Here is a 21,092-nt window from a genome sequence, read left to right as displayed (position 1 = left end):
GTAAACAAGGCCATAACGGACAAATGTTATCGAATACGGCCCCGGATCGGACGGGGGCGCAGATGTCGGATCAGGCTTTTTCCAGCTCGAACACGTCGTGCAGGGCCTGAACGGCGAGCTCCATGTACTTGCGGTCGATCAGGACGGAGATCTTGATCTCGGAGGTGGTGATGACCTTGATGTTGATGCCCTCCGCCGAAAGCGCGGCGAACATCCTGGCGGCGACGCCAGCATGGGACCGCATTCCGATGCCGACGACCGACACCTTGGAGACATCCCGGTCGGCAATCAGGTCGTGAAAGTTGATTTCCTCGCGGGCCATGGCGTCGCGAACGGCGCTCTCGGCGCGCTCCACCTGATCGACCGGGAGGGAAAAAGTCATGTCCGTGCGCCCATCTTCCGCGATGTTCTGCACGATCATGTCGACGTTCACGCCCGCTTCCGCCAGCGGTCCGAAGATGGCGGCGGACACGCCGGGTCGGTCCGCGACTGAGATCAGCGTCATCTTCGCCTCGTCGCGCACGAAGGCGACACCTGCGACCACATTGCTTTCCATGATGTCCTCCTCGTCGCAGACCAGCGTGCCCGCATTGTCCGACTGTTCCTCGAAACTGCTGAGCACTCTCAGCTTCACCTTGTAGCGCATCGCCAGCTCGACCGAGCGCGTTTGCAGCACCTTCGCGCCCAGCGATGCCAGTTCCAGCATCTCCTCGAAGGCGATGCGGTCCAGCTTGCGTGCCTTGGAGCTCACGCGCGGGTCGGTCGTATAGACCCCGTCGACGTCCGTATAGATGTCGCAACGCTCGGCCTCGAAGGCGGCGGCAAAGGCCACGGCCGTCGTATCGGACCCGCCGCGCCCCAGCGTGGTGATCCGCCCCTCGGGCGAGATGCCCTGGAAGCCCGCGACGACGGCCACCTTCATGCCGCCCGCGAACTTGGTGTCGAAGTTGGCGGTCGGGATATCTTCGATACGGGCGCTGGAATGGGCAGAGGTCGTCATCACGGGCACCTGCCACCCCTGCCAGCTGCGCGCATCGATTCCATTGGATTGAAGCACGAGCGAAAGAAGCCCGGCCGTCACGTTCTCGCCGGAGGATACGACGGCGTCGTATTCGCGCGCATCGTGCAGTGCGCCGCCCGCTTCGCCGACCCAGCCCACCAATTCATTCGTCTTGCCCGACATGGCCGACACAACGACGATCACGTCGTACCCCTTGGCCACCTCGACGCCCACGCGTTTGGCGACACGACGGATGCGGTCGAGGTTTGCGACGGAGGTGCCGCCGAATTTCATCACCAGTCTTTTGTTCGCCGGGGCCATGCGCCAGTCCCTCCGCTCGGGGTCCGCGCCTGTTAGGGCAGGGGGCAGCCGGGGGCAAGGTCGGGTCATCCGACTGCCACACCATGATGCAGGTCAAGGACGGCGGTGCCCGTCCCGCGCAGGGTTGCGCGGTGCCAGCAAAGCAAGAGAACCTCCGATGCCCCCTACGATCGCCGCAACCGACCTGCCCGCTCCGCGACGGCTGGCCCTTTCCGACTTGCGCGCGGCACTTGCCGCCGGGTGGAACGACTTTCGCGCGGCCCCGCTCTTTGGGTTGTTCTTTGCGGCTGTCTATGTGGCCGCGGGCATGGCGCTGATCCAGCTCGGCGCGGGTCTGTTCACCTGGACACTGACGCTGTCGTTGGGCTTTCCGCTGCTGGCTCCGTTCCTGGCGGTCGGGCTTTATGAAGTGAGCCGACGGTTGCAGGCAGGCACGCCGCTCGACTTTGGCGCGGTGCTGGGTGTGGTTTGGCATGAACGCACGCGACAGATCCCCTGGGCGGGTGCGGTCATGCTGATCTATTTCCTGTTCTGGAGCTTCGTCGCCCACATGCTTTTTGCGCTGATCATGGGGCCGCAGGCCCTGCTTGGCCCACCCGAGACGCTGGCCAGTTATTTGAATGGGCCGGGCGTGGCCCTGGTCGTGATTGAAGTGGTGTTCGGGGCGGCCTGTGCGTTCCTGCTTTTCGCGCTGACGGCGCTCAGCCTGCCGATGCTGCTGGAGCGGGAAGTGGATTTCGTCACCGCGATGCGGTTCAGCCTGTCGACGACGCTGGCCAATTTGCCGGTCATGGTGGTGTGGGCGGCCCTGATCGCGGTCCTGACCCTGATGGCGATGGTGCCTTGGTTCCTTGGCCTGTTCGTGGTGCTGCCGGTGCTGGGCCACGCCAGTTGGCATCTTTATGCGCGGGCCGTGGCCTGACGGGTCAGCCCGCGCGGAAGGCCGCGACGCGGTCGGGGTCGTGCTTGGACAGGTCGCGCAGCCATGCGTCGATCGCCTGACGGATCACCGGGCGCTTGTCGTCCCGCATGGTTTCGGCCCAGCCCAGCACACGCTCCCGCACGGCCATCTGGGCGTCCGAGGGGTGAACCAGCTTTGCGAACCCCGCCGTCGCGGCGAAGACGCTGCGCCTTGTCCAGACGTTGGAGGCCCCGGCCCATTCGTCCAGAACTTCGCTCCGCTCCGGATCGGCCATCAAACGGCGTTGCAGCGCGCCAGCCCCGGCATCGGCGATCGCGCGGCAGTCGAAATGGAACACCCACGCCGACAATAGCGTCCAGGCCCCGCCGTCCGGGCGGATGCGCGCCTGCGTCAGCAGTTTGCAAGCCAGCAGCCGCCCGTCAAATACGCCGTCCCGCCAGATCGCATCGGCGATCAGCACACGCTGATCCACCGACAATGCTCCGCGCAGGTCCTTGGCCAGTTCGTTCAGCGCCTCCCCCGGAACGCCCCAGGTTTCCCTGTCTGTCCGGTTCGCGGCGCGGTCCTTCGCGGCGCGGTCGGTCTCTCCGAGATTGCGCAGTGCCTCGACGATTTCGGCCTTTTTCGCTTGCAAGGCATGCCGGGCGGCCGGACCTTCGACGGCGTCCTCGCCGCTCATTCGACGGTTACCGACTTGGCCAGATTGCGTGGCTGGTCCACGTCGGTCCCTTTGTGCACCGCTGTATGATACGCTAGAAGCTGCGCGGGTACGGCATAGACGAGCGGTGCGAAGACCGGATCGACCGTCGGCATCACCAGAACCTCCCACACGCCATCAGAGGCTTGCGCGGCCCCGTCGCTGTCGGTCACCAGCAGGACCCGGCCTTCGCGGGCCATGACTTCCTGCATGTTGCTGACGGTCTTGTTGAAGAGTGGGTCCATCGGCGCGAAGACCACGACCGGCAAGGTACGGTCTACCAGGGCGATGGGGCCGTGCTTCAGCTCGCCGGAGGCGTAGGCTTCGGCATGGATATAACTGATCTCCTTGAGCTTCAGCGCGCCTTCGTGGGCCATCGGGTACATCGGGCCACGGCCCAGGAACAGGATGTCCGTCGCCTCGGCCAGCTTGGAGGCCAAGGCTTCGCAGCGGTCCTCGATGGTCAGGGCCTGAGCCATGATGCCGGGCAGCAGTTTCAGGCCCGCAACCAGTTCCGCTTCGCGCGCGGCGTCGATCTTGCCGCGCTGCACGCCCGCCGCCACGGCCAGAGCCAACAGCATCGCAAGCTGGTTCACGAAAGCCTTGGTCGAGGCGACACCCACTTCCACGCCGGCGTGGATTGGGAACGCGATGTCCGACTCCCGCGCGATGCTGCTTTCGGGCACGTTGACGACCGACAGGATCGCCCGCGCCTGCCCCTTGGCATAGCGCAGCGCGGCCAGCGTATCGGCGGTTTCGCCTGACTGGCTGACGAACAGCGCGGTCGTGTCGGGCCCCACCGGGCCTTCGCGGTAGCGGTATTCGGACGCGATATCGACGTCCACGGGCAATCGGGCCAGCGCCTCGAACCAGTATTTCGCGACCGTGCAGGCGATATGCGCGGTGCCGCAGGCAACCATCTGGATACGGTCTGTCGCCGCGAAGTCGTAGTCGGTCGGCAGCTTAACCCGCGCGCCGTCGATGTACGTGTTCAGTACGTCCGAAAGCGTCTGCGGCTGCTCGTGGATTTCCTTGGCCATGAAGTGCCGGTGCCCGGCTTTCTCGATCCGGGTGGCTTCCATACGGACCCGGCGCATCTCACGGTGGGTCTGATGCACCTTGGCATCGAAGATCTGAACGCCTGCCCGTGTCACGACGGCGCGGTCGCCCTCCTCGAGGTACGTCAGCCTGTCGGTCAGCGGCCCAAGTGCGATCGCGTCGGAACCGACGAACATCTCACCGTCCCCGTGCCCGATGGCCAGCGGCGGTCCGGCGCGGGCGGCGATCAACAGGTCCGGCTCGCCTTCGAACAGGAAGCACAGGGCATAGGCCCCCTTCAGTTTGTCGATGGTGGCGAAGGCGGCCTCGCGGGGGGACATCCCGCGGGTCATGAAACCCTCGCATGTGCGCGCAATGGCTTCGCTGTCGGTTTCGCTCTCGCCCGTACCGGTCAGTTCGGCACGCAACTCGCGAAAATTCTCGATGATGCCGTTGTGTACGACGGCGACGCGGCCGGCGCGGTGTGGGTGCGCGTTGGCGATCGAGGGCACGCCATGCGTCGCCCATCGCGTGTGCCCGATGCCCGCAAAGCCGGCCAGCGGGTCGGTGACCAGAAGGTCGGCCAGGTTCACAAGTTTGCCCATCGCGCGCCGCCGGTCCAACACGCCGTCCGCGACGGTGGCGATGCCCGCGCTGTCATAGCCGCGGTATTCGAGACGTTTGAGCGCATCGACCATGATGGGTGCGGCCTGGTGATCGCCGAGAATGCCGATAATTCCACACATCAGTTTGTTTTCCTTGCCTTGGTCGCGCGCAACTTGGCCATCAGCCGGTGCGCGAACCCATCCTTGTTGACCTGTTTCGACCGCCCGAGCGCCAGTGCGCCGTCGGGCACGTCCTGGGTGATAACGCTGCCCGAGCCAGTCATCGCGCCGTTGCCCACGGTGACCGGGGCCACCAATGCGGTGTTCGACCCGATGAAGGCCTCTTCGCCGATGATGGTCTGGTGTTTGAATACGCCGTCGTAATTGCAGGTGATGGTGCCCGCGCCGACGTTGGCTCGCGCGCCGACCTCCGCGTCGCCGACATAGCTGAGGTGGTTGAGCTTGGCACCTTCATGGATCGTCGCGGCCTTCACCTCGACGAAGTTCCCCACGCGCACGTTGCGGTCCAATTCGGCCCCGGGTCGCAGGCGTGCATAAGGCCCGATGATGCAACCGTCGGAAACGTGGCACCCCTCCAGATGGCTGAACGCGCGCAGGGTGGCCCCGCTTTCGACGGTGACGCCGGGGCCGAAGATCACGTGCGGTTCGATGACAACATCGCGCCCGATATGAGTGTCGTGCGCGAAGTACACGGTTTCCGGTGCCGTCAATGTCGCGCCGTTCTCCATCGCCTCCAACCGCTTGCGCGTCTGGAAGGCGGCCTCGGCGGCGGCGAGGTCCATACGGGTGTTCACTCCCATGGTTTCGGCTTCGTCGCAGACGACGACGCGCGCCGACATGCGGGCCGCGCGGGCCAATCCAACAATGTCGGTCAGGTAGTATTCGCCCGAGGCATTGTCGTTGCCCACTTGGTCGATTAACCCGAACAGGGTTTGCACGTCAGCGGCCACGACGCCTGAATTGCATAGCGTGATGGAGAGCTCATCGGCCGAGGCGTCCTTGGCTTCCACGATCCGCTCCAACCGGTCGCCATCGGCGACAAGCCGACCGTAGCGGCCCGGATCGGCGGCCTCGAACCCCAGGACGACGACGTCGGCACCGTCACGACGGGCGGTCTGCATCGCGGCCAGTGTATCGGGCTGAATGAAGGGCGTGTCGCCATAAAGCACGATTGCGTCACCCTTGAACCCGGCCAGCGCTTCGCGTGCCTGCGCCACGGCATGGGCCGTGCCCAACTGTTCGGTCTGGCGAACCACGGCGACGTCCGAATCGTGATCCCGCGCCGCCGCCGCGACCGCCTCGCCACCATGGCCCGCGACGATCACGGTGCGTTCAGGATCGACGCTGTCCCCCGACTTCCACGCGTGCACGAGCAGCGGCGCATGAGCCACTTGATGAAGGACTTTCGGCAAGCCGGACTGCATGCGGCTACCCTGTCCGGCGGCCAGAATGATCAACGCGGTCGGCATCAAATGTCTTTCCCTTGGTTGTTCGCCGTTCTACCGCAGGGGGAGCGCGCCGCAACCCGGGCGCAGGAAACGACGGCGGAAAGGTGCCTTGGATGAAACGTTGCGTGATCTTCGACCTGGACGGCACGCTTGCGGACACGTCCGGCGACCTTTTGGCGGCGGCCAATGCGGCTTTTGTCGATCTGGGTGTGGCGGCCCGGCTCGATCCTTCAGTTCCCCACGATCAGGCGACGGCGCTGAAGGGGGGGCGCGCGATGCTGCGGCTGGGCCTGTCGCGGCTTGGCCCGGTCGACGAGGATGTTGTGGATGCGGGTTATCAGCCGTTGCTGACGGCCTATGGCCGGAACATCGCGCGGCACACCACCTTCTATCCGGGCGCTTTGGATGCCGTGCGCCGGTTGCGCGCCCGTGGCGACGCAGTTGGCATTTGCACCAACAAGCCCGAGGGGTTGGCGGCACAGCTTCTGTCAGCCTTGGGTGCGACGGACCTGTTCGATGCGCTGGTCGGCGCGGACACATTGCCGGTACGCAAGCCCGACCCGGAGCACTTCTGGGAAACCCTGCGCCGCTGCGACGGGCACCGCGACCGGACCGTGCTGATCGGGGACACCGTGACCGACCGCAAGACGGCGGCGGCGGCGGGCATTCCTTGTGTTTTGGTAACTTTCGCGCCTGCTGGTGCGTCGGTCGCCGATCTTTCCCCCGAGGCCTTGTTGCACGACTATGCCGATCTCGAAAGCGTACTGGAGGCCCTGATCCCATGACGGAAAATTTCACCAAACCGTTTACGCGGCAGGAGCCGATCCCCGAACCCGCGATCGAAGCCGCCGTCCGCGTCATGCGCTCGGGCGCGCTGCATCGCTACGGGGCCGACCCGTCGGAAGTCGCGGCGCTGGAAAACGAATTTGCCGCGCAGACTGGCGCGAAACATGCGCTGGCCGTGGCTTCGGGCGGCTATGCCATGGGGTGTGCGATGCGGGCTTTGGGTGTGGGGCCGGGCGATCCGGTGCTGACCAACGGTTGGACACTGGCCCCGGTACCGGGTGCCATTGCCGCCGTGGGGGCAAAGCCCGTGCTGGTCGAAGTCGGTGAAGACCTATGCATCGACCTTGACGACCTGGAGGCCAAGGCCGGTCAGGCGCGCGTTCTGATGCTGAGTCACATGCGCGGCCATATCGCGGATATGCGCCGGCTGATGGCGATCTGCGATGCCGCCGGTGTCGCCGTGATCGAGGATTGCGCGCATACCATGGGGGCGGCGTGGGACGGGGTGCCGTCGGGGCGCTGGGGCGCGGTCGGGTGCTATTCCTGCCAGACATACAAGCACGTCAATTCGGGCGAGGGCGGGTTGATCGTGACGGATGATCCGGACCTTGCCGCGAAGATGATCCTGCTGTCGGGCAGCTACATGCTTTACGCCCGTAATGGCACCGCCCCAGATGAAGAGGTGTTTGCCCGCCACAAGGGCGAGATGCCGAATGTCTCGGGCCGGATGGACGAATTGCGCGCCGCGATCCTCCGTCCGCAGGTGGCGGACCTTCCCGAACAGGCACGCCGCTGGAACGCGCGGTACGACGCGCTGGAGTCGGGGCTGCGCAACTTGCCGGGCCTGCGCGTGATCGAGCGGGCAAAGGATGAAAGCTACGTCGGTTCCTCCATCCAGGTTCTGGCGGACGATCCGGCGCGCGTCCCCGACTTCATCGCCGGTTGCGTTGCGCGGGGCGTAGAGTGGAAGTGGTTTGGTCATGCGACGGCGCAGGGCTTCACCTCGGCCCACCACCACTGGGCCTATGTCGAGGCACAGTCCCTGCCACAGACCGACGCGATCCTGGCCCGGTTGCTGGACATGCGCGTACCGCTGACCTTCGATTTGGACGATTGTGCGACGATCACCGGCATCGTTGCGGACGAGGCGAAGAAGCACCTTTGACAAGAATTGTGCCGCTGAGTTTACCAGCCGCAGACGGATGAACGACATTCCCGACGGCTCAGGGATGGCCCGCCGACCCGATGCAGTGACGTTTGAAGTGCCGCCCCGCTGAACTCCTCGCCGTTTAAATGCGGGCGGATCGCGTCCTTTTTGCATCGGTGCGTGTCGAGTCTGGTAGACAGGGGGCGGGACCCGCGCTATTAACTGAACAAGCGTTCAATTCCTTGGGAGGACTCGATGTTCAACGCCACCATGCAGTTCGATCTGGGCGAAGACGTCAACGCCCTCCGCGAGATGGTCCACCGTTGGGCGCAGGACCGTGTTGCGCCGCTTGCTGGCGAAATCGACGCCTCCAATGAATTCCCGGCCAACCTCTGGACCGAAATGGGGGAGTTGGGGCTGTTGGGCATCACCGTGCCCGAGGCCGATGGCGGGGCCGGTATGGGCTACCTTGCCCATGTCATCGCGGTCGAGGAAATCGCGCGTGCCTCCGCCTCGGTCAGCCTGTCCTATGGCGCGCATTCAAATCTTTGCGTGAATCAGATCGCGCTGAACGGTACGGCGGAGCAGAAGGCAAAATATCTGCCGGGACTGATTTCCGGCGAACATGTCGGCGCGCTTGCCATGTCCGAGGCGGGCAGCGGGTCGGACGTGGTGTCCATGAAACTGCGGGCCGAGAAGCGCAACGACCGCTTCATTCTCAACGGTACGAAGTACTGGATCACGAACGGCCCCGACGCCTCCACGCTGGTGGTCTATGCCAAGACCGACCCGGAAGCCGGGTCCAAGGGCATCACCGCCTTTCTGATCGAAAAGTCGATGACGGGGTTCAGCACCTCCAAGCATTTCGACAAGATGGGGATGCGCGGCTCGAATACGGCCGAGCTGGTGTTCGAGGACGTCGAAGTCCCCTTCGACAACATTCTTGGCGAGGAGGGGCGCGGCGTGAACGTACTGATGTCAGGTCTGGATTACGAGCGTGTCGTGCTGGCGGGCATCGGCACCGGCATCATGGCCGCCTGTCTGGACGCGATCATGCCCTACATGGTCGAGCGCAAGCAGTTTGGAAAACCGATTGGAAGCTTTCAGCTGATGCAGGGCAAGATCGCGGACATGTACACCGCAATGAACTCGGCCCGCGCCTATGTCTACGAAGTGGCCAAGGCCTGCGACCGGGGGCAGGTGACGCGGCAGGATGCGGCGGCCTGCGTGCTCTACGCCTCCGAAGAGGCGATGAAGCAGGCGCATCAGGCCGTGCAGGCCATGGGCGGAGCGGGCTTCATGGCCGACAGCCCCGTTGCGCGCCTGTTCCGCGATGCCAAGTTGATGGAAATCGGGGCGGGCACATCCGAGATCCGCCGGATGCTGGTGGGTCGGGAACTGATGGGAGCAATGGGGTGAATGGATCTTTCCACATTGTTTCTGCCCTGACTTGCCTTGGGCATCCCGCGATGTTCCAGTTCGCCGATTTCCGTTTGGGTGACGCTGCGCAGGTGGCGCTGTGAACAGGCTGGGGACCGTCCGTTGCGATGTTCGGCGCGAAGGCGTCAACCTCAAACCCTGTGGCGACGTGGCTCAGAGGTCGACATGACCCGTTGGCTTGTTCTCGCCCTCCTTGTCGCCGTACCCGCTGCTGCGCAGGATGTGCCCTTCGATCAGACGCAGGTGCAGGCCTGCCTTGACAGTGCGTCCCCCTCCACCTGCGTTGGTGATGAAGCGGCGGCCTGCTCCGCTCAGACCGGGAGCAACGTTGGATACGGGTTTTGTCTGCGCGCTGAACTGACGTTCTGGGACGCCGAGTTGAACCGTGTGTATGGCGTGCTGATTGATCTGACTGAAGCGCAAGACGCGGAACTGAAGAGCTATGGGTCCGCCGCACCGGCCATGACGCCCGCGCTCCGCGCGGCGCAGCGGGCCTGGATTGCATGGCGCGATGCACAGTGCGACTTCATCCGCACGACCTTCGGTGGCGGTACAGGCGGCAACCCTGCGGCAACCGATTGCCTGATGCGCCTGACGGCGGAGCAGGCGCTGCGTCTGGATGCCGAACTGGCGGGGCAGGGCAGATGATCCGCGCTGCGACCTTGCTGCTGCTGGCGACGCCTGGCTGGGCGCAGTCTGCCGATCCGGAACCCTATCGGATGGCGTTCGACGCCTGCCTCGGCCGCCCCGACGCGGAACCGGGGGAATTGCGTGACTGCATCGGCAAGATCGCGACGGCCTGCATGAAGGCCGACGAGGGAGGGCAGACAACCCTCGGAATGTCGGGCTGCACGATGATGGAAAACGGCCTTTGGGACGAGGTGCTGAACTCTGACTGGCCCCGCCACCGTGCGGCGGCCAAGGCACTGGACGAGGCCGAGCGCCCGTATTTCGACGGGGTGTTCAGCCACGCTGACGAGACACTCGTGGCGGCGCAGCGCGCTTGGGTTGCTTTCCGCGACGCCGACTGCACCGCCGCGGCGGCAAGCTGGGGCTCCGGGTCCATGCGCCATATCGAATACGCGTCCTGCATGCTGGACCACACCGCGACGCGGGTACTGGACCTGCGCAGCCGCTGGGAGCAGTTTTGATGCGCCTGATGATGGTTCTAACCCTGCTGACGGGCACAGCGTTTGCGCGCCAGGCCGCGATGATCCACCGCGGGTTCCAAATTACAGACATCGCAGGTCGCCTGCGAAAGCTTTCCCATCTTGAAGGGATGACCCCATGAAACTCACTTCATCGCTCATCGCCAGTTCCGATCAAGCGAAGACGAACCGGGCCGCCCACCTCGATGCGCTGGCCGAGGTCCGCACCGCCGCAGAGGCTGCGGCGGCGGGCGGAGGGCAAAAATCCCGCGACCGGCACCTGTCGCGCGGCAAGATGCTGCCGCGCGACCGGGTTGCGGGCCTGCTCGACCCCGGATCACCCTTCCTCGAAGTCGGTGCTTTCGCCGGGTACGACATGTACGATAACGTCGCGCCGGGCGGCGGGGCGATCGCGGGGATCGGCCGGGTGCACGGCCGCGATGTCATGGTGGTGTGCAACGACGCCACGGTAAAAGGCGGCACCTATTACCCGATCACCGTCAAAAAGCACCTGCGCGCGCAGGAGATCGCCGAGGAATGCCGCCTTCCCTGTGTCTATCTGGTGGACAGCGGCGGGGCGAACCTGCCCAATCAGGACGAAGTTTTCCCCGACCGCGATCACTTCGGGCGCATCTTCTACAATCAGGCGCGGATGAGCGCGAAGGGCATCGCACAGATCGCCGTCGTCATGGGGTCGTGCACGGCGGGCGGTGCCTATGTGCCCGCAATGTCGGACGTCAGCATCATCGTGCGCGAACAGGGAACGATCTTTCTTGCGGGTCCCCCGCTGGTGAAGGCCGCGACCGGGGAGGTCGTCACGGTCGAGGAACTGGGCGGTGGCGACGTGCACACGCGCCTGTCCGGCGTGGCCGATTACCTGGCCGAGAACGACGCCCATGCGCTGGCCCTTGCGCGGCAGGCCGTCGGGAACCTGAACCGCGACCCGCTGAGCAACGTAGCCGAGGTCACCTTCGACGATCCGGCGTACGATCCGGAGGAATTGCTGGACGTGGTGCCCGGCGATCTGCGCACGCCCTACGACATCCGCGAGGTCATCATGCGCCTCGTCGATGGGTCGCGCTTTGATGAGTTCAAGGCACGGTTCGGCGAGACCCTGGTGACCGGGTTCGCCCATGTCGAGGGGATGCCAGTCGGCCTGGTTGCCAACAATGGCGTGCTGTTTTCCGAGGCCGCCGCGAAGGGTGCGCATTTCGTTGAACTGTGTTCGCAGCGGAATATCCCGCTGGTTTTCTTGCAAAACATCACCGGTTTCATGGTTGGCAAGAAGTACGAAAACGAGGGCATCGCGCGCCATGGTGCCAAGATGGTCACCGCCGTGGCCACGACGAATGTGCCCAAGATCACCATGCTGGTGGGCGGGTCCTTCGGGGCCGGGAACTATGGCATGAGCGGGCGGGCCTATCAGCCGCGGTTCCTGTGGACCTGGCCCAATTCGCGAATCTCCGTCATGGGCGGGCCGCAGGCCGCGGGGGTGCTGGCCACGGTCAAGCGCGATGCCATGGAGCGGGCCGGGCAGGAGTGGTCAGCCGAGGATGAGGCCGCATTCAAACGCCCGACCGAGGAGATGTTCGCACGCCAGTCGCACCCGCTCTATGCCTCCGCGCGGCTCTGGGACGACGGGATCATCGACCCGCGCCAGTCGCGGAAGGTGTTGGCGCTGTCCCTGCGGGCGGCGTTGAATGCCCCCCTTCAGGAAACCCGTTTCGGCGTGTTCCGCATGTGATTGGCGGCGGTGACCGCCTCCGGCGGGAGTATTTGGAAAGCGAAGAATGACCAGAAGTCTGCAACAGATCATCGACGCGAACCCCGAGGCGGAGACGTTCCGTTTCGGGGACTCGGAAGCGTTATCCGCCGAGATTCTTGCGCTGGTGCGCGCAGGCCGGAAGACCGCGACCTGCGAAGCGGCGCACCACTACGGCGACAAGGGCGACGCCTGGCCCGAAGTGGGGCGGCGTGATGTGGCGCTCGAGTGGGACGGCCGGCCCGCTGTCATGGTCGAGACGGTTGAGGTCGAGACACGGCGCTGGTCGGAGATGGACGAGGATTTCGTCGCGGCGCAGGGCGAGTTCCGGGACCTTGCGCACTGGCGGGAAGCCTACCGGGCGTATTTTGAGCGGACGGGCGGCTGGTCGGCGGACATGAAGATCATGTGCGAGCGGTTTCGGATCGTCGAGGATTTTGCAGGGGGCGGAGAGTGACCGGTCCGCCCCCGGTGCGTGCCGACCGTCGCACCTGCGGTCGATTCCCGCAGCCCGATGTCCGAGGTGCCGTCCTTGCCGCAGACGATCACGGCGCGCGTAACGAATTGGAGGAGACGTGATGTTCACGAAAATCCTGATTGCGAACCGGGGTGAGATCGCCTGTCGGGTCATAGACACCTGCCGTCGCCTGGGCGTGCAGACGGTGGCCGTGCACTCCGACGTGGACGCCCGCGCAAGGCACGTCGAGATGGCGGATGCGGCGGTGTCACTGGGCGGGGCGGCCCCGGCGGACAGCTATCTGCGGGGCGATGCGATCATCGAGGCGGCGCGGGCGACGGGCGCGCAGGCGATCCATCCGGGGTACGGCTTTCTGTCGGAAAACCCCGAGTTCGTGGAGGCGGTGGAGGCGGCGGGGCTTGTCTTCATCGGGCCGTCGGCCAAGGCGATCCGGGCGATGGGGCTGAAGGACGCGGCCAAAGTGCTTATGGAGGAGGCGGGCGTACCCGTCGTGCCGGGATATCAGGGTGCGGGACAGGATCCGGGTGACCTTGCCCGCGAGGCTGAGAAGATCGGCTATCCGGTGCTGATCAAGGCGGTCGCGGGCGGTGGCGGCAAGGGGATGCGGAAGGTCGAGGCACCCGATGGGTTCACCGATGCGCTGGAGGCCGCGCAGTCGGAGGCCAAGAAGGCCTTCGGCAACGCCCATGTGCTGATCGAGAAATGGGTGACCACGCCGCGCCACATCGAGGTGCAGGTGTTCGGCGACGGCAAGGACGCCGTGCACCTGTTCGAGCGGGATTGCTCGCTGCAGCGCCGCCACCAGAAGGTGATCGAGGAAGCCCCCGCCCCAGGCATGACCGCCGAGATGCGCGACGCCATGGGGCAGGCCGCCGTCCGCGCCGCCGAGGCCATCGGCTATGCCGGTGCGGGGACGGTGGAGTTCATCGTGGATGCGAGTGAGGGGCTTCGCGCAGACCGGTTCTATTTCATGGAGATGAACACGCGCCTGCAAGTGGAGCATCCGGTGACGGAGGCGATCACCGGCGTCGACCTGGTGGAATGGCAACTGAGGGTTGCGGCGGGCGAAGGCCTGCCCGCCCGGCAGGAAGATTTGTCGATCACGGGCCACTCCTTCGAGGCGCGGCTTTATGCAGAGGACGCCAGCAACGGGTTCCTGCCGCAGACCGGCACGCTGACGCATCTGCGGTTCCCTGAGGGCACCCGGGCGGAAACGGGGGTGCGCCCGGGGGACGTGATCTCGCCGTGGTACGATCCGATGATCGCCAAGGTGGTTGTGTCGGGGCCAACGCGGGCGACGGCGTTGCTTTCATTGGAGCGCGCACTGGCGACAACGCAGGTTGCGGGGACCGTGACGAACCTGTCGTTCCTGCGCAGGCTGGCACAACACGAAGGCTTTCGCGCAGGGCAGGTCGATACCGGGTTGATCGACCGGGATGTCGAAGCCCTGTCGGCGCGGCCCGTGCCGTGCAGCCGCGCGCGGTCGATCGCGGCGCTGGCGGCGCTAGGCCTGGACCGGGGGCAGGGGGCCGAGGGCCTGCACCTCTGGGTGCCGATGGCCTGGACGGCCAATATGCTTTGGCAGAACGAGGAGATCAGTGCGCGCGTCGAGGGGCTGGGCGGGGACCGTTATCGCGTCACGGTCGGGGAGGCCGCACACGAGGTGACCCGCGACGGCGGCTGGCGTGTGGACGGCACCCCGGTATCCGCCGAGATCGGGCATGCACCCGGCCTGGTCCACGTGTTCTGGGGCAACGTCTATTCCTTCTCCGTGCCCGATCCGCTGGACGTGGCCGCGGCGGGCGGCGCGGCTTCGGGCGTGGTGGAGGCACCGATGCCCGGACTGGTGAAGGCCGTTTTCGTGAAGGCTGGGGCCGAGGTCGCGGCGGGCGCGCGGCTGGCCATTCTGGAGGCGATGAAGATGGAACACACGCTGGTGGCCCCGCATGACGGGGTCGTGGGCGAGTTGCTGGTTGCCGCCGGAGATCAGGTAGAAGCGGGCTCCGCGCTGGTGCGGATGGAAGAGACATGAGCCGTATCGTCCTGCACCACGTGCCGCAAAGCCGGTCGCAGCGGGTGCTGTGGCTGCTGTACGAGTTGGGTATCGACTTTGACGTGCGGGTCTGGCCCTTCGACAAGACGCTTCGTTCGGACGACTTTCTTGCGCTGAACCCCGCTGGCCGTGTGCCGGCGCTTGAGATGGACGGCCGGTCGTATTGGGAAGCGGGGGCCATCATCGAAATCCTGTGCGAGCGGTTTGGGCGGCTGGGCCGCACGCCGGGCGACGCGGAGCGGGCGGATTGGCTGATCTGGCTCCATTTTGCCGAAACGATTTCCCAACACTCCGCCGCCTTGACCCAGAGCCACATCATGCTGCGCGACCCGTCGATGCGTTCCCCCGTGGTGATGAAACTGGAGGCGGCGCGAGTCGGCAAATGCTTTGACGCGATCGACGCGCGGTTGACGGGTGACTGGCTATTGTCAGAATTTTCTGCGGCGGATGTGGCCGTCGGGCAGGCGGTGATGATGGCGCGACGGTTCCACCGGATCGGTGACCGGCCCCGGATGGCGGCTTGGTTCGCGCGGATCGAGGCGCGCGATGCATGGCAAAGGGCCAACGATGAAACCGGCCTCTATTCGCAGGAGTTTTACGAGGTGCCCGATGTCTGACTTCGTTGAAATCTTCGAAGTCGGCCCGCGCGACGGATTGCAGAACGAAAAGCGGATGATTCCGGTGGCCGAGAAGATCGCGCTGATCGATTGTCTCTCGAAAGGTGGGTTCCGGAGGATCGAGGTGGCGAGCTTCGTCAGCCCGAAATGGGTGCCGCAGATGGCTGACGGGGCGCAGGTTCTGGCGGGTATCGACCGGGCCGAGGGCGTGTCCTATGCGGCGCTGACGCCGAACCTGCGGGGCTACGAGGGCGCGCGAGCGGCGCGGGTGGACGAAGTTGCAATCTTCGCCAGCGCATCGGAAGGGTTCTCCAAGGCAAATCTGAACGCCACGATCGCCGAAAGTCTGGAGCGGTTCACTCCGGTGGTCGAAGCCGCGCGGCGGGACGGGATGCCTGTGCGGGGCTATGTCTCCTGCGTAACGGATTGCCCATTTGACGGCCCCGTTGCCCCCGGAAGTGTGGCGACCGTGGTGGCCGCGATGCAGGCGCTCGGCTGTTATGAGGTCAGCTTGGGCGACACCATCGGGCGGGGAACGCCCGAGGGGGTGGACGCGATGCTCGCGACCGTGCTGGAGGAGATGGAGGCTGCCAAACTGGCTGGTCATTTCCACGATACTGCGGGGCGCGCGCTCGACAATGTGGATGTGGCGCTTGGACGGGGCCTGCGGGTATTCGACGCGGCCGTGGGTGGGCTGGGCGGTTGCCCCTATGCGCCGGGTGCTGCGGGCAACGTGGCAACGGAGGCCGTCATGGGCCATCTGGAGGCTGCGGGGTTCGTCACTGGACTGGATGCGGCGGTGATTGCCAAGGCGGCACAAATGGCGCGGGAGATGCGTGGATGACCTATCAAACACTTGATGTGACGCGCGACGATCGCGGCGTGGTGACGGTGCGGCTGAACCTGCCGGACACGCACAACGCGCTCTCGGCGGCGATGATGGACGAGCTGACCGAGCTGGCGCGGACGCTGGGCGCGGATGACAGCCGGGTCATGGTGCTGACGGGGACGGGGCGGTCGTTCTGCGCGGGCGGCGATCTGCGCTGGATGCGGGCGCAATTCGATGCGGAGCCTGCGGCACGGGCGGTCGAGGGCAAGCGGCTGGCCGGGATGTTGCAGGCGCTGAACACGATGCCAAAACCGCTGATCGCGCGGGTTCAGGGGGCGGCCTTCGGCGGGGGCGTGGGCCTTTGCTGCGTCTCGGACGTGGCAATCGGGGCCGAAGGAGCCCTGTTCGGCCTGACCGAGACACGGCTGGGGCTGATTCCTGCGACCATCGGGCCTTACGTGGTCGCGCGGATGGGCGAGGGGCCCGCGCGGCGGGTCTTTATGAACTCCCGCCGGTTCGACGCAGCCGAGGCGGTGGAGTTGGGCGTCCTGTCGAAGGTTGTCGCGGCTGAAGACCTGGATGCGGCGGTCGAGGCGGAGGTCACCCCGTACCTGTCCTGCGCCCCGGGTGCGGTGGCGGATGCCAAGCGGTTGGCGCGATCTTTGGGGCCTGTGATCGACGAGGACGCGATTGCCGCGACCGTCGATGCGCTGGCCGCCCGATGGGACGGGGATGAGGCGTCGGAGGGCGTGGGAGCGTTCTTCGACAAGCGAAAGCCGCGCTGGTCCGCGTGATGCGCGGACCTGTGCCGGTGGTGATCTGACTCTTTGCCAGCGACTCGCTGTCGGGTAGGATGCGGCAAACCCTCGTTAGAAGGATATGCAGGCATGTTCACCCGTCGTACGTTCACCCTGATGCTGGCCGCCGCGCCCCTGTCGGCCTGCGCGGATGCGCCCCCAACCTCATCGCGGCCCAGCCTTCGCGCAGCCGACCCAGATCTTGTGCCGCGCGCGACTGCGGGCTGGTCGGCCTGGGTCGATGGGTTCAAGGGACGCGCGCGGGCGCAGGGGCTTTCGGCAAATGTAATAGAGGCCGCGTTTCGGGGGCAAGGATTTGTGCCGGGCGTCGTCGCGCGCGACCGCAACCAGACAGAGTTCAAACGCAGCTTTGAGGATTACATCGCAATTGTCGCCCCCGAGTCGAAAGTGCAGGAGGGCCGTGCCGCCTTTGCCCGGCACCGTAACACCTTACAGTCGATCGAGGGCCGGTACGGCGTCCCCGCCGAAATCGTCTGCGCGATCTGGGGCGTGGAGAGCAATTTCGGCCAACGGCGCGGCGACATTCCCACGATCAGCGCGGTGTCGACGCTGGCCTATGACGGGCGGCGTGGCGCTTTCTTTGAAAAGCAGCTGGTCGCGGCATTGCAGATCCTTCAGGCGGGCGACGTTTCTACGCGGAACATGCTCGGAAGCTGGGCGGGTGCAATGGGGCACACGCAGTTCATCCCCACGTCCTACCTGCAATCCGCTGTAGACTTCACCGGTGACGGGCGCCGCGATATCTGGAGCGAGGACCCTTCTGATGCCTTGGCCTCGGCGGCGTCCTACCTGCGCGGCGCGGGCTGGACCTCCGGGCAGAACTGGGCGGTGGAGAATGCAAACGGTGACCTGACTCCCGATGCGGGCGGCCCATCGTTCCGGACCGGTCCGAACTTCCGCGTGATCAAGCGGTACAACAACTCGGACTCCTATGCGCTCGGCGTGGGGCACCTGGCCGACCGGATCGCCGGAGGCGGTCCCCTGCGACAGCCTTTCGGGCCTGATCGCTTCGGCCTAACCATAGACCAGCGGCAAGAATTGCAACGCCGCCTGACCGCCGCTGGTTTCGACACGCAGGGGGACGACGGCGTGATCGGCCCCAACAGCCGCGCGGCGATTTCTGCGTTTCAGCGGTCACGCGGTCTGCCTGCGACGGGCGACCCATCCGTATCGCTTTTGAACATGCTTTGACGTTTCGCGGCTGCGGCAGGGCTTTCCGAAGAAGATGCAGTGCTGTTTTCGGGACCTGCCGACTTAATTTGAGGGGACCGGCACCTTGCGACGCGTCAGCCGCGCTATCGCCTATCGCTGCGGAAGATGTCACGGAAAGAGCTACGCGCAGGGCGGTTGATCCCGGCGTAACCTGCCGCACCCTGAGGATCGCGATGAAACGGATGACCTTCCTTCTCTTTCTACTGTGCGCCGCCGTGGCCGGTGGCGCGCAGGCCGATCCGTTGCGCAACACGAGCCGTTTCGGTGTTGATATGCGAGCTGGTCCGGGACTTCAGTTTCCAATGATCCATGTGCTTGATCCGGGTGAGGTCGCCGACCGGGGGCGGTGCGATCTTGGTGGCGTCTGGTGCCTGTTAACGGCAGGCGGCAAGGTGGGCTGGGTCGACACCAGGGGTTTGGTGCCGCCGCGATCAGGCCTGGCCAACTCGGACCCGATTGCCCCGTTGCGGACCGCTCCGATCGAAAGCTCCCGGTTGGACGATGATGGCGTGCGTCCCCTGCCCGACTCCATTCGGGAAGCCGTGAACAGCGCCAGCGACTCCGCAGAGACGCGCCGGGATGATCCGCTTGTCGCCACGGCTCCGCCGGGCGCACGGGTGCCCGTGATCTTCGCCACCGACGCACCTTTCTATAACGTGGCCGAAGGCGTGGTGAACCTGCGGGCGGGGCCGGGCACGGACACGGACATCGTGGGTGAGCTACGTCCTTGGCAAGGTGGTACGATCGACATTTGTGACGCTGCCCAAAGCTGGTGCCGCATGACGGTCGACGGCGGTCCGGTCGCCTGGGTCAAGATGACGTTCATGGGCCTGAGGCGGATAGAAGTGCCACCCTTGGCCCCCGACGACACGGCCGCGCGTTGACCTCGGCCCGACTGCGGCCTAAAGCGGAGATGTTCTTCAGTCGGAGGCCTCCATGGACGACATGCTGCGCGAATACCTGCCCATCCTGATCTTTCTCGGCGTGGCCGTGGGACTTGGACTGGTGCTGATCCTTGCTGCCGCCGTGATCGCCGTGCGCGCACCTGACCCCGAGAAGGTCTCGGCCTACGAGTGCGGCTTCAACGCGTTCGACGACGCGCGAATGAAGTTCGACGTTCGATTCTACCTCGTGGCGATCCTGTTCATCATCTTCGACTTGGAAATCGCCTTCCTGTTCCCCTGGGCCGTGAGCTTCGCAGGCCTGTCAGAGGCGGCGTTCTGGTCCATGATGGTCTTCCTGACCGTGCTGACTGTCGGGTTTGCTTACGAATGGAAGAAGGGCGCGCTCGACTGGGAGTGATGTGCGGGCCCATCGAAGGGCCTCCACCGCATCACGTTTCCTCAGGCAATAGCTTGCCAGATCATGCCAGCCGTGAATGCGCCTGCCAGAGACAGCAAAATATAAAGTGCGAAGACGCGCGGCCGGACGAGTGCCCAGACGGCGATGGCCGCAGGCAGGGACGTGACGCCGCCCGCGATCAGGAAGGCAAGACCTGCACCTGGTTGCATGCCCTGTTCGATCAAACCGCCCACGAGCGGGAGCGCCGCATAGCCGTTCAGATAGGCGGGGACCCCGACGACTGTCGCAAGTGCGATGGGGCCTGCTCCGGTCCCGCCCAGCAGGGTGGTGATGGTTTCCGCCGGGACAAAGGCCAGCATCAGGCTTTCCAGCAGGAAGGCGAGGGTCAGCCATTGCAACAGGAACAGCGTCGTCTTGCGCGCCTCAGCCGCGAAGTTGCCTTTGCGGATAGGATCGGACCAAAACCGCCAGACGATCGGTTTGATCGTTCGCGCCGCAGACCCGCCGCATCCGCCGTTGCCGACTTCGGGGCGCAACGGGTTTTCGAATGCGCCCGCCGCCCGCAACGCATGGGTCAGATAACCGCCGGCAAGGCCCAGCCCGATCGCCGTCGCCGTCTTGGCCAGCGCGAATGGCAGGCCCAGGACGCCGACGGTCAGGACAAACATCGACGGGTCCATGATGGGCGAAGCCAGCCAGAACGCCATCACCGCTGATAACGGGACGCCCATCGTCAAAAGGGCTGCAATCAGCGGGATCACCCCACAGGAGCAGAACGGTGACAAGGCCCCTGCCAGTGCCGCCAAGGCAATGGCCAGCACCGGGGCCCCGTAGAATGCCCGCGCGATCTGTCCATCGGCCCCGGTCGCCTTGGCCCAGGCTGCGATCAGGATCGACAGGGCCAGGAACGGGGCTGTTCCGGCCAGCGCCGTCAGCGTGAAAACGGCCGACACGCGCGCCTGACCGGGGTCAATCGCCGCAATCAATAGCAGCAGGACAACGACAGCAGCCCACACCTTCTGACCTCGGATCATGACGATCGCGGAAGGGGGCCGCGGCAGGTTCAGATCTGTCATAATTATATCCTTAGGTTTATAGTTATATTGGGCCCGAAAATGTCAGGCAACATCTTGTGTTGTGCCGATCCCCGTGCAGCATTCTTCGGTCAGATAGCTCAGAAGGGCGTTCATCTGTGCGAACGCCACGCGGCTGATAATCTCGCGTCCCTGCCGTTCCTGCGTCACCAGACCGGCGGACACCAGGCTGCGCAGGTGATGCGCCAGGGTCGACGCTGCCAGGTTTGTCTCTGCAGCGATCTGCCCGACCGTTGCCCCGGCTTCGCCCGCCCGGACGAGAAAGCGAAAGATATCCAACCGCGCCTCGTGTCCGAGGGCAGAAAGGGCGCGGGCAGCATGAGAAATCTCGATCATGCCACAGTTATAACTATA

At 65.4% G+C, this 21,092-nt stretch carries 23 protein-coding genes; 17 read left to right on the top strand and 6 right to left on the bottom strand.

The window, feature by feature from the left end; genetic code table 11:
* Nucleotides 1-70: 70 nt before the first annotated feature.
* Entirely contained in the window at nucleotides 71-1,321 is a 1,251-nt protein-coding gene (locus BLV27_RS08015) for an aspartate kinase (protein ID WP_092644692.1), read from the bottom strand.
* 157 nt (nucleotides 1,322-1,478) lie between these two features.
* On the opposite strand from BLV27_RS08015, the gene BLV27_RS08010 reads away from it, so the two are divergent.
* Complete coding sequence (locus BLV27_RS08010) at nucleotides 1,479-2,243, top strand: DUF2189 domain-containing protein (protein ID WP_092644690.1); 765 nt, start codon at nucleotides 1,479-1,481, stop codon at nucleotides 2,241-2,243.
* 4 nt (nucleotides 2,244-2,247) lie between these two features.
* Here the strand turns inward: BLV27_RS08010 and BLV27_RS08005 are convergent, their stop codons facing one another.
* The 3 genes from BLV27_RS08005 to glmU are packed head-to-tail and all read right to left on the bottom strand — an operon-like array spanning nucleotide 2,248 to nucleotide 6,073.
* A complete protein-coding gene (locus BLV27_RS08005; protein WP_092644688.1) occupies nucleotides 2,248-2,922 on the bottom strand; it encodes a DNA alkylation repair protein in 675 nt (224 codons plus the stop codon).
* Nucleotides 2,919-4,724: a glutamine--fructose-6-phosphate transaminase (isomerizing) gene (glmS, locus tag BLV27_RS08000; protein WP_092644686.1), complete on the bottom strand. Its 1,806-nt coding sequence runs from the start codon at nucleotides 4,722-4,724 to the stop codon at nucleotides 2,919-2,921. Before glmS ends, BLV27_RS08005 begins: the two co-directional genes overlap by 4 nt.
* Complete coding sequence (gene glmU / locus BLV27_RS07995; protein ID WP_092644684.1) at nucleotides 4,724-6,073, bottom strand: bifunctional UDP-N-acetylglucosamine diphosphorylase/glucosamine-1-phosphate N-acetyltransferase GlmU; 1,350 nt, start codon at nucleotides 6,071-6,073, stop codon at nucleotides 4,724-4,726. The genes glmS and glmU overlap by 1 nt, the downstream gene beginning before the upstream one ends.
* A gap of 92 nt (nucleotides 6,074-6,165) precedes the next feature.
* Between glmU and BLV27_RS07990 the strand changes: the two genes are divergently transcribed.
* The 16 genes from BLV27_RS07990 (at nucleotide 6,166) to BLV27_RS07925 (ending at nucleotide 19,644) form a co-directional block, all read left to right on the top strand.
* On the top strand, nucleotides 6,166-6,837 hold the full coding sequence (locus BLV27_RS07990; RefSeq protein WP_092644682.1) for an HAD-IA family hydrolase: 672 nt from the start codon (nucleotides 6,166-6,168) through the stop codon (nucleotides 6,835-6,837).
* Nucleotides 6,834-8,003 carry a DegT/DnrJ/EryC1/StrS family aminotransferase gene (locus BLV27_RS07985; RefSeq protein WP_092644680.1) on the top strand — a complete coding sequence of 390 codons (1,170 nt, stop codon included), beginning with the start codon at nucleotides 6,834-6,836 and terminating at the stop codon, nucleotides 8,001-8,003. The genes BLV27_RS07990 and BLV27_RS07985 overlap by 4 nt, the downstream gene beginning before the upstream one ends.
* A 237-nt stretch (nucleotides 8,004-8,240) precedes the next feature.
* Entirely contained in the window at nucleotides 8,241-9,404 is a 1,164-nt protein-coding gene (locus tag BLV27_RS07980; protein WP_092644678.1) for an isovaleryl-CoA dehydrogenase, read from the top strand.
* Nucleotides 9,405-9,590: 186 nt separating this feature from the next.
* Nucleotides 9,591-10,073 (top strand): lysozyme inhibitor LprI family protein, encoded by a 483-nt coding sequence (locus BLV27_RS07975; RefSeq protein ID WP_092644676.1) that lies wholly within the window; start codon nucleotides 9,591-9,593, stop codon nucleotides 10,071-10,073.
* Nucleotides 10,070-10,576 (top strand): lysozyme inhibitor LprI family protein, encoded by a 507-nt coding sequence (locus BLV27_RS07970; protein ID WP_170831390.1) that lies wholly within the window; start codon nucleotides 10,070-10,072, stop codon nucleotides 10,574-10,576. The genes BLV27_RS07975 and BLV27_RS07970 overlap by 4 nt, the downstream gene beginning before the upstream one ends.
* Nucleotides 10,576-10,716: a hypothetical protein gene (locus BLV27_RS19315; RefSeq protein ID WP_170831389.1), complete on the top strand. Its 141-nt coding sequence runs from the start codon at nucleotides 10,576-10,578 to the stop codon at nucleotides 10,714-10,716. Before BLV27_RS07970 ends, BLV27_RS19315 begins: the two co-directional genes overlap by 1 nt.
* The gene (locus BLV27_RS07965) at nucleotides 10,713-12,317 is read left to right on the top strand and encodes a carboxyl transferase domain-containing protein (protein ID WP_092644672.1); all 1,605 of its coding nucleotides are present in this window, start codon (nucleotides 10,713-10,715) and stop codon (nucleotides 12,315-12,317) included. The genes BLV27_RS19315 and BLV27_RS07965 overlap by 4 nt, the downstream gene beginning before the upstream one ends.
* 46 nt (nucleotides 12,318-12,363) lie before the next feature.
* Nucleotides 12,364-12,792, top strand: a complete 429-nt coding sequence (locus BLV27_RS07960) for an ASCH domain-containing protein (protein WP_092644670.1) — start codon at nucleotides 12,364-12,366, stop codon at nucleotides 12,790-12,792.
* Nucleotides 12,789-12,914 (top strand): hypothetical protein, encoded by a 126-nt coding sequence (locus tag BLV27_RS20015; RefSeq protein WP_280140297.1) that lies wholly within the window; start codon nucleotides 12,789-12,791, stop codon nucleotides 12,912-12,914. Before BLV27_RS07960 ends, BLV27_RS20015 begins: the two co-directional genes overlap by 4 nt.
* Nucleotides 12,914-14,845, top strand: coding sequence for an acetyl/propionyl/methylcrotonyl-CoA carboxylase subunit alpha (locus tag BLV27_RS07955; RefSeq protein WP_092644668.1), 1,932 nt, complete (start codon nucleotides 12,914-12,916; stop codon nucleotides 14,843-14,845). Before BLV27_RS20015 ends, BLV27_RS07955 begins: the two co-directional genes overlap by 1 nt.
* The gene (locus BLV27_RS07950; protein ID WP_092644666.1) at nucleotides 14,842-15,483 is read left to right on the top strand and encodes a glutathione S-transferase family protein; all 642 of its coding nucleotides are present in this window, start codon (nucleotides 14,842-14,844) and stop codon (nucleotides 15,481-15,483) included. Before BLV27_RS07955 ends, BLV27_RS07950 begins: the two co-directional genes overlap by 4 nt.
* Nucleotides 15,476-16,327, top strand: a complete 852-nt coding sequence (locus BLV27_RS07945) for a hydroxymethylglutaryl-CoA lyase (protein WP_092644664.1) — start codon at nucleotides 15,476-15,478, stop codon at nucleotides 16,325-16,327. The genes BLV27_RS07950 and BLV27_RS07945 overlap by 8 nt, the downstream gene beginning before the upstream one ends.
* Nucleotides 16,324-17,106: a crotonase/enoyl-CoA hydratase family protein gene (locus BLV27_RS07940; protein WP_092644662.1), complete on the top strand. Its 783-nt coding sequence runs from the start codon at nucleotides 16,324-16,326 to the stop codon at nucleotides 17,104-17,106. The genes BLV27_RS07945 and BLV27_RS07940 overlap by 4 nt, the downstream gene beginning before the upstream one ends.
* Nucleotides 17,107-17,199: 93 nt before the next feature.
* Complete coding sequence (locus BLV27_RS07935) at nucleotides 17,200-18,321, top strand: lytic murein transglycosylase (protein WP_092644660.1); 1,122 nt, start codon at nucleotides 17,200-17,202, stop codon at nucleotides 18,319-18,321.
* A gap of 194 nt (nucleotides 18,322-18,515) precedes the next feature.
* Nucleotides 18,516-19,226: an SH3 domain-containing protein gene (locus BLV27_RS07930; RefSeq protein ID WP_092644658.1), complete on the top strand. Its 711-nt coding sequence runs from the start codon at nucleotides 18,516-18,518 to the stop codon at nucleotides 19,224-19,226.
* Between the two features lie 52 nt (nucleotides 19,227-19,278).
* A complete protein-coding gene (locus BLV27_RS07925) occupies nucleotides 19,279-19,644 on the top strand; it encodes an NADH-quinone oxidoreductase subunit A (RefSeq protein ID WP_092644656.1) in 366 nt (121 codons plus the stop codon).
* A gap of 41 nt (nucleotides 19,645-19,685) precedes the next feature.
* Here the strand turns inward: BLV27_RS07925 and BLV27_RS07920 are convergent, their stop codons facing one another.
* Nucleotides 19,686-20,720, bottom strand: coding sequence for a permease (locus BLV27_RS07920; RefSeq protein WP_170831388.1), 1,035 nt, complete (start codon nucleotides 20,718-20,720; stop codon nucleotides 19,686-19,688).
* 42 nt (nucleotides 20,721-20,762) lie between these two features.
* Entirely contained in the window at nucleotides 20,763-21,074 is a 312-nt protein-coding gene (locus tag BLV27_RS07915; protein ID WP_092644651.1) for an ArsR/SmtB family transcription factor, read from the bottom strand.
* Nucleotides 21,075-21,092: the final 18 nt, after the last annotated feature.

Source organism: Jannaschia faecimaris (assembly GCF_900107415.1).
GTDB lineage: Bacteria > Pseudomonadota > Alphaproteobacteria > Rhodobacterales > Rhodobacteraceae > Jannaschia > Jannaschia faecimaris.
This window is presented reverse-complemented; position numbering and strand designations above follow the sequence as displayed.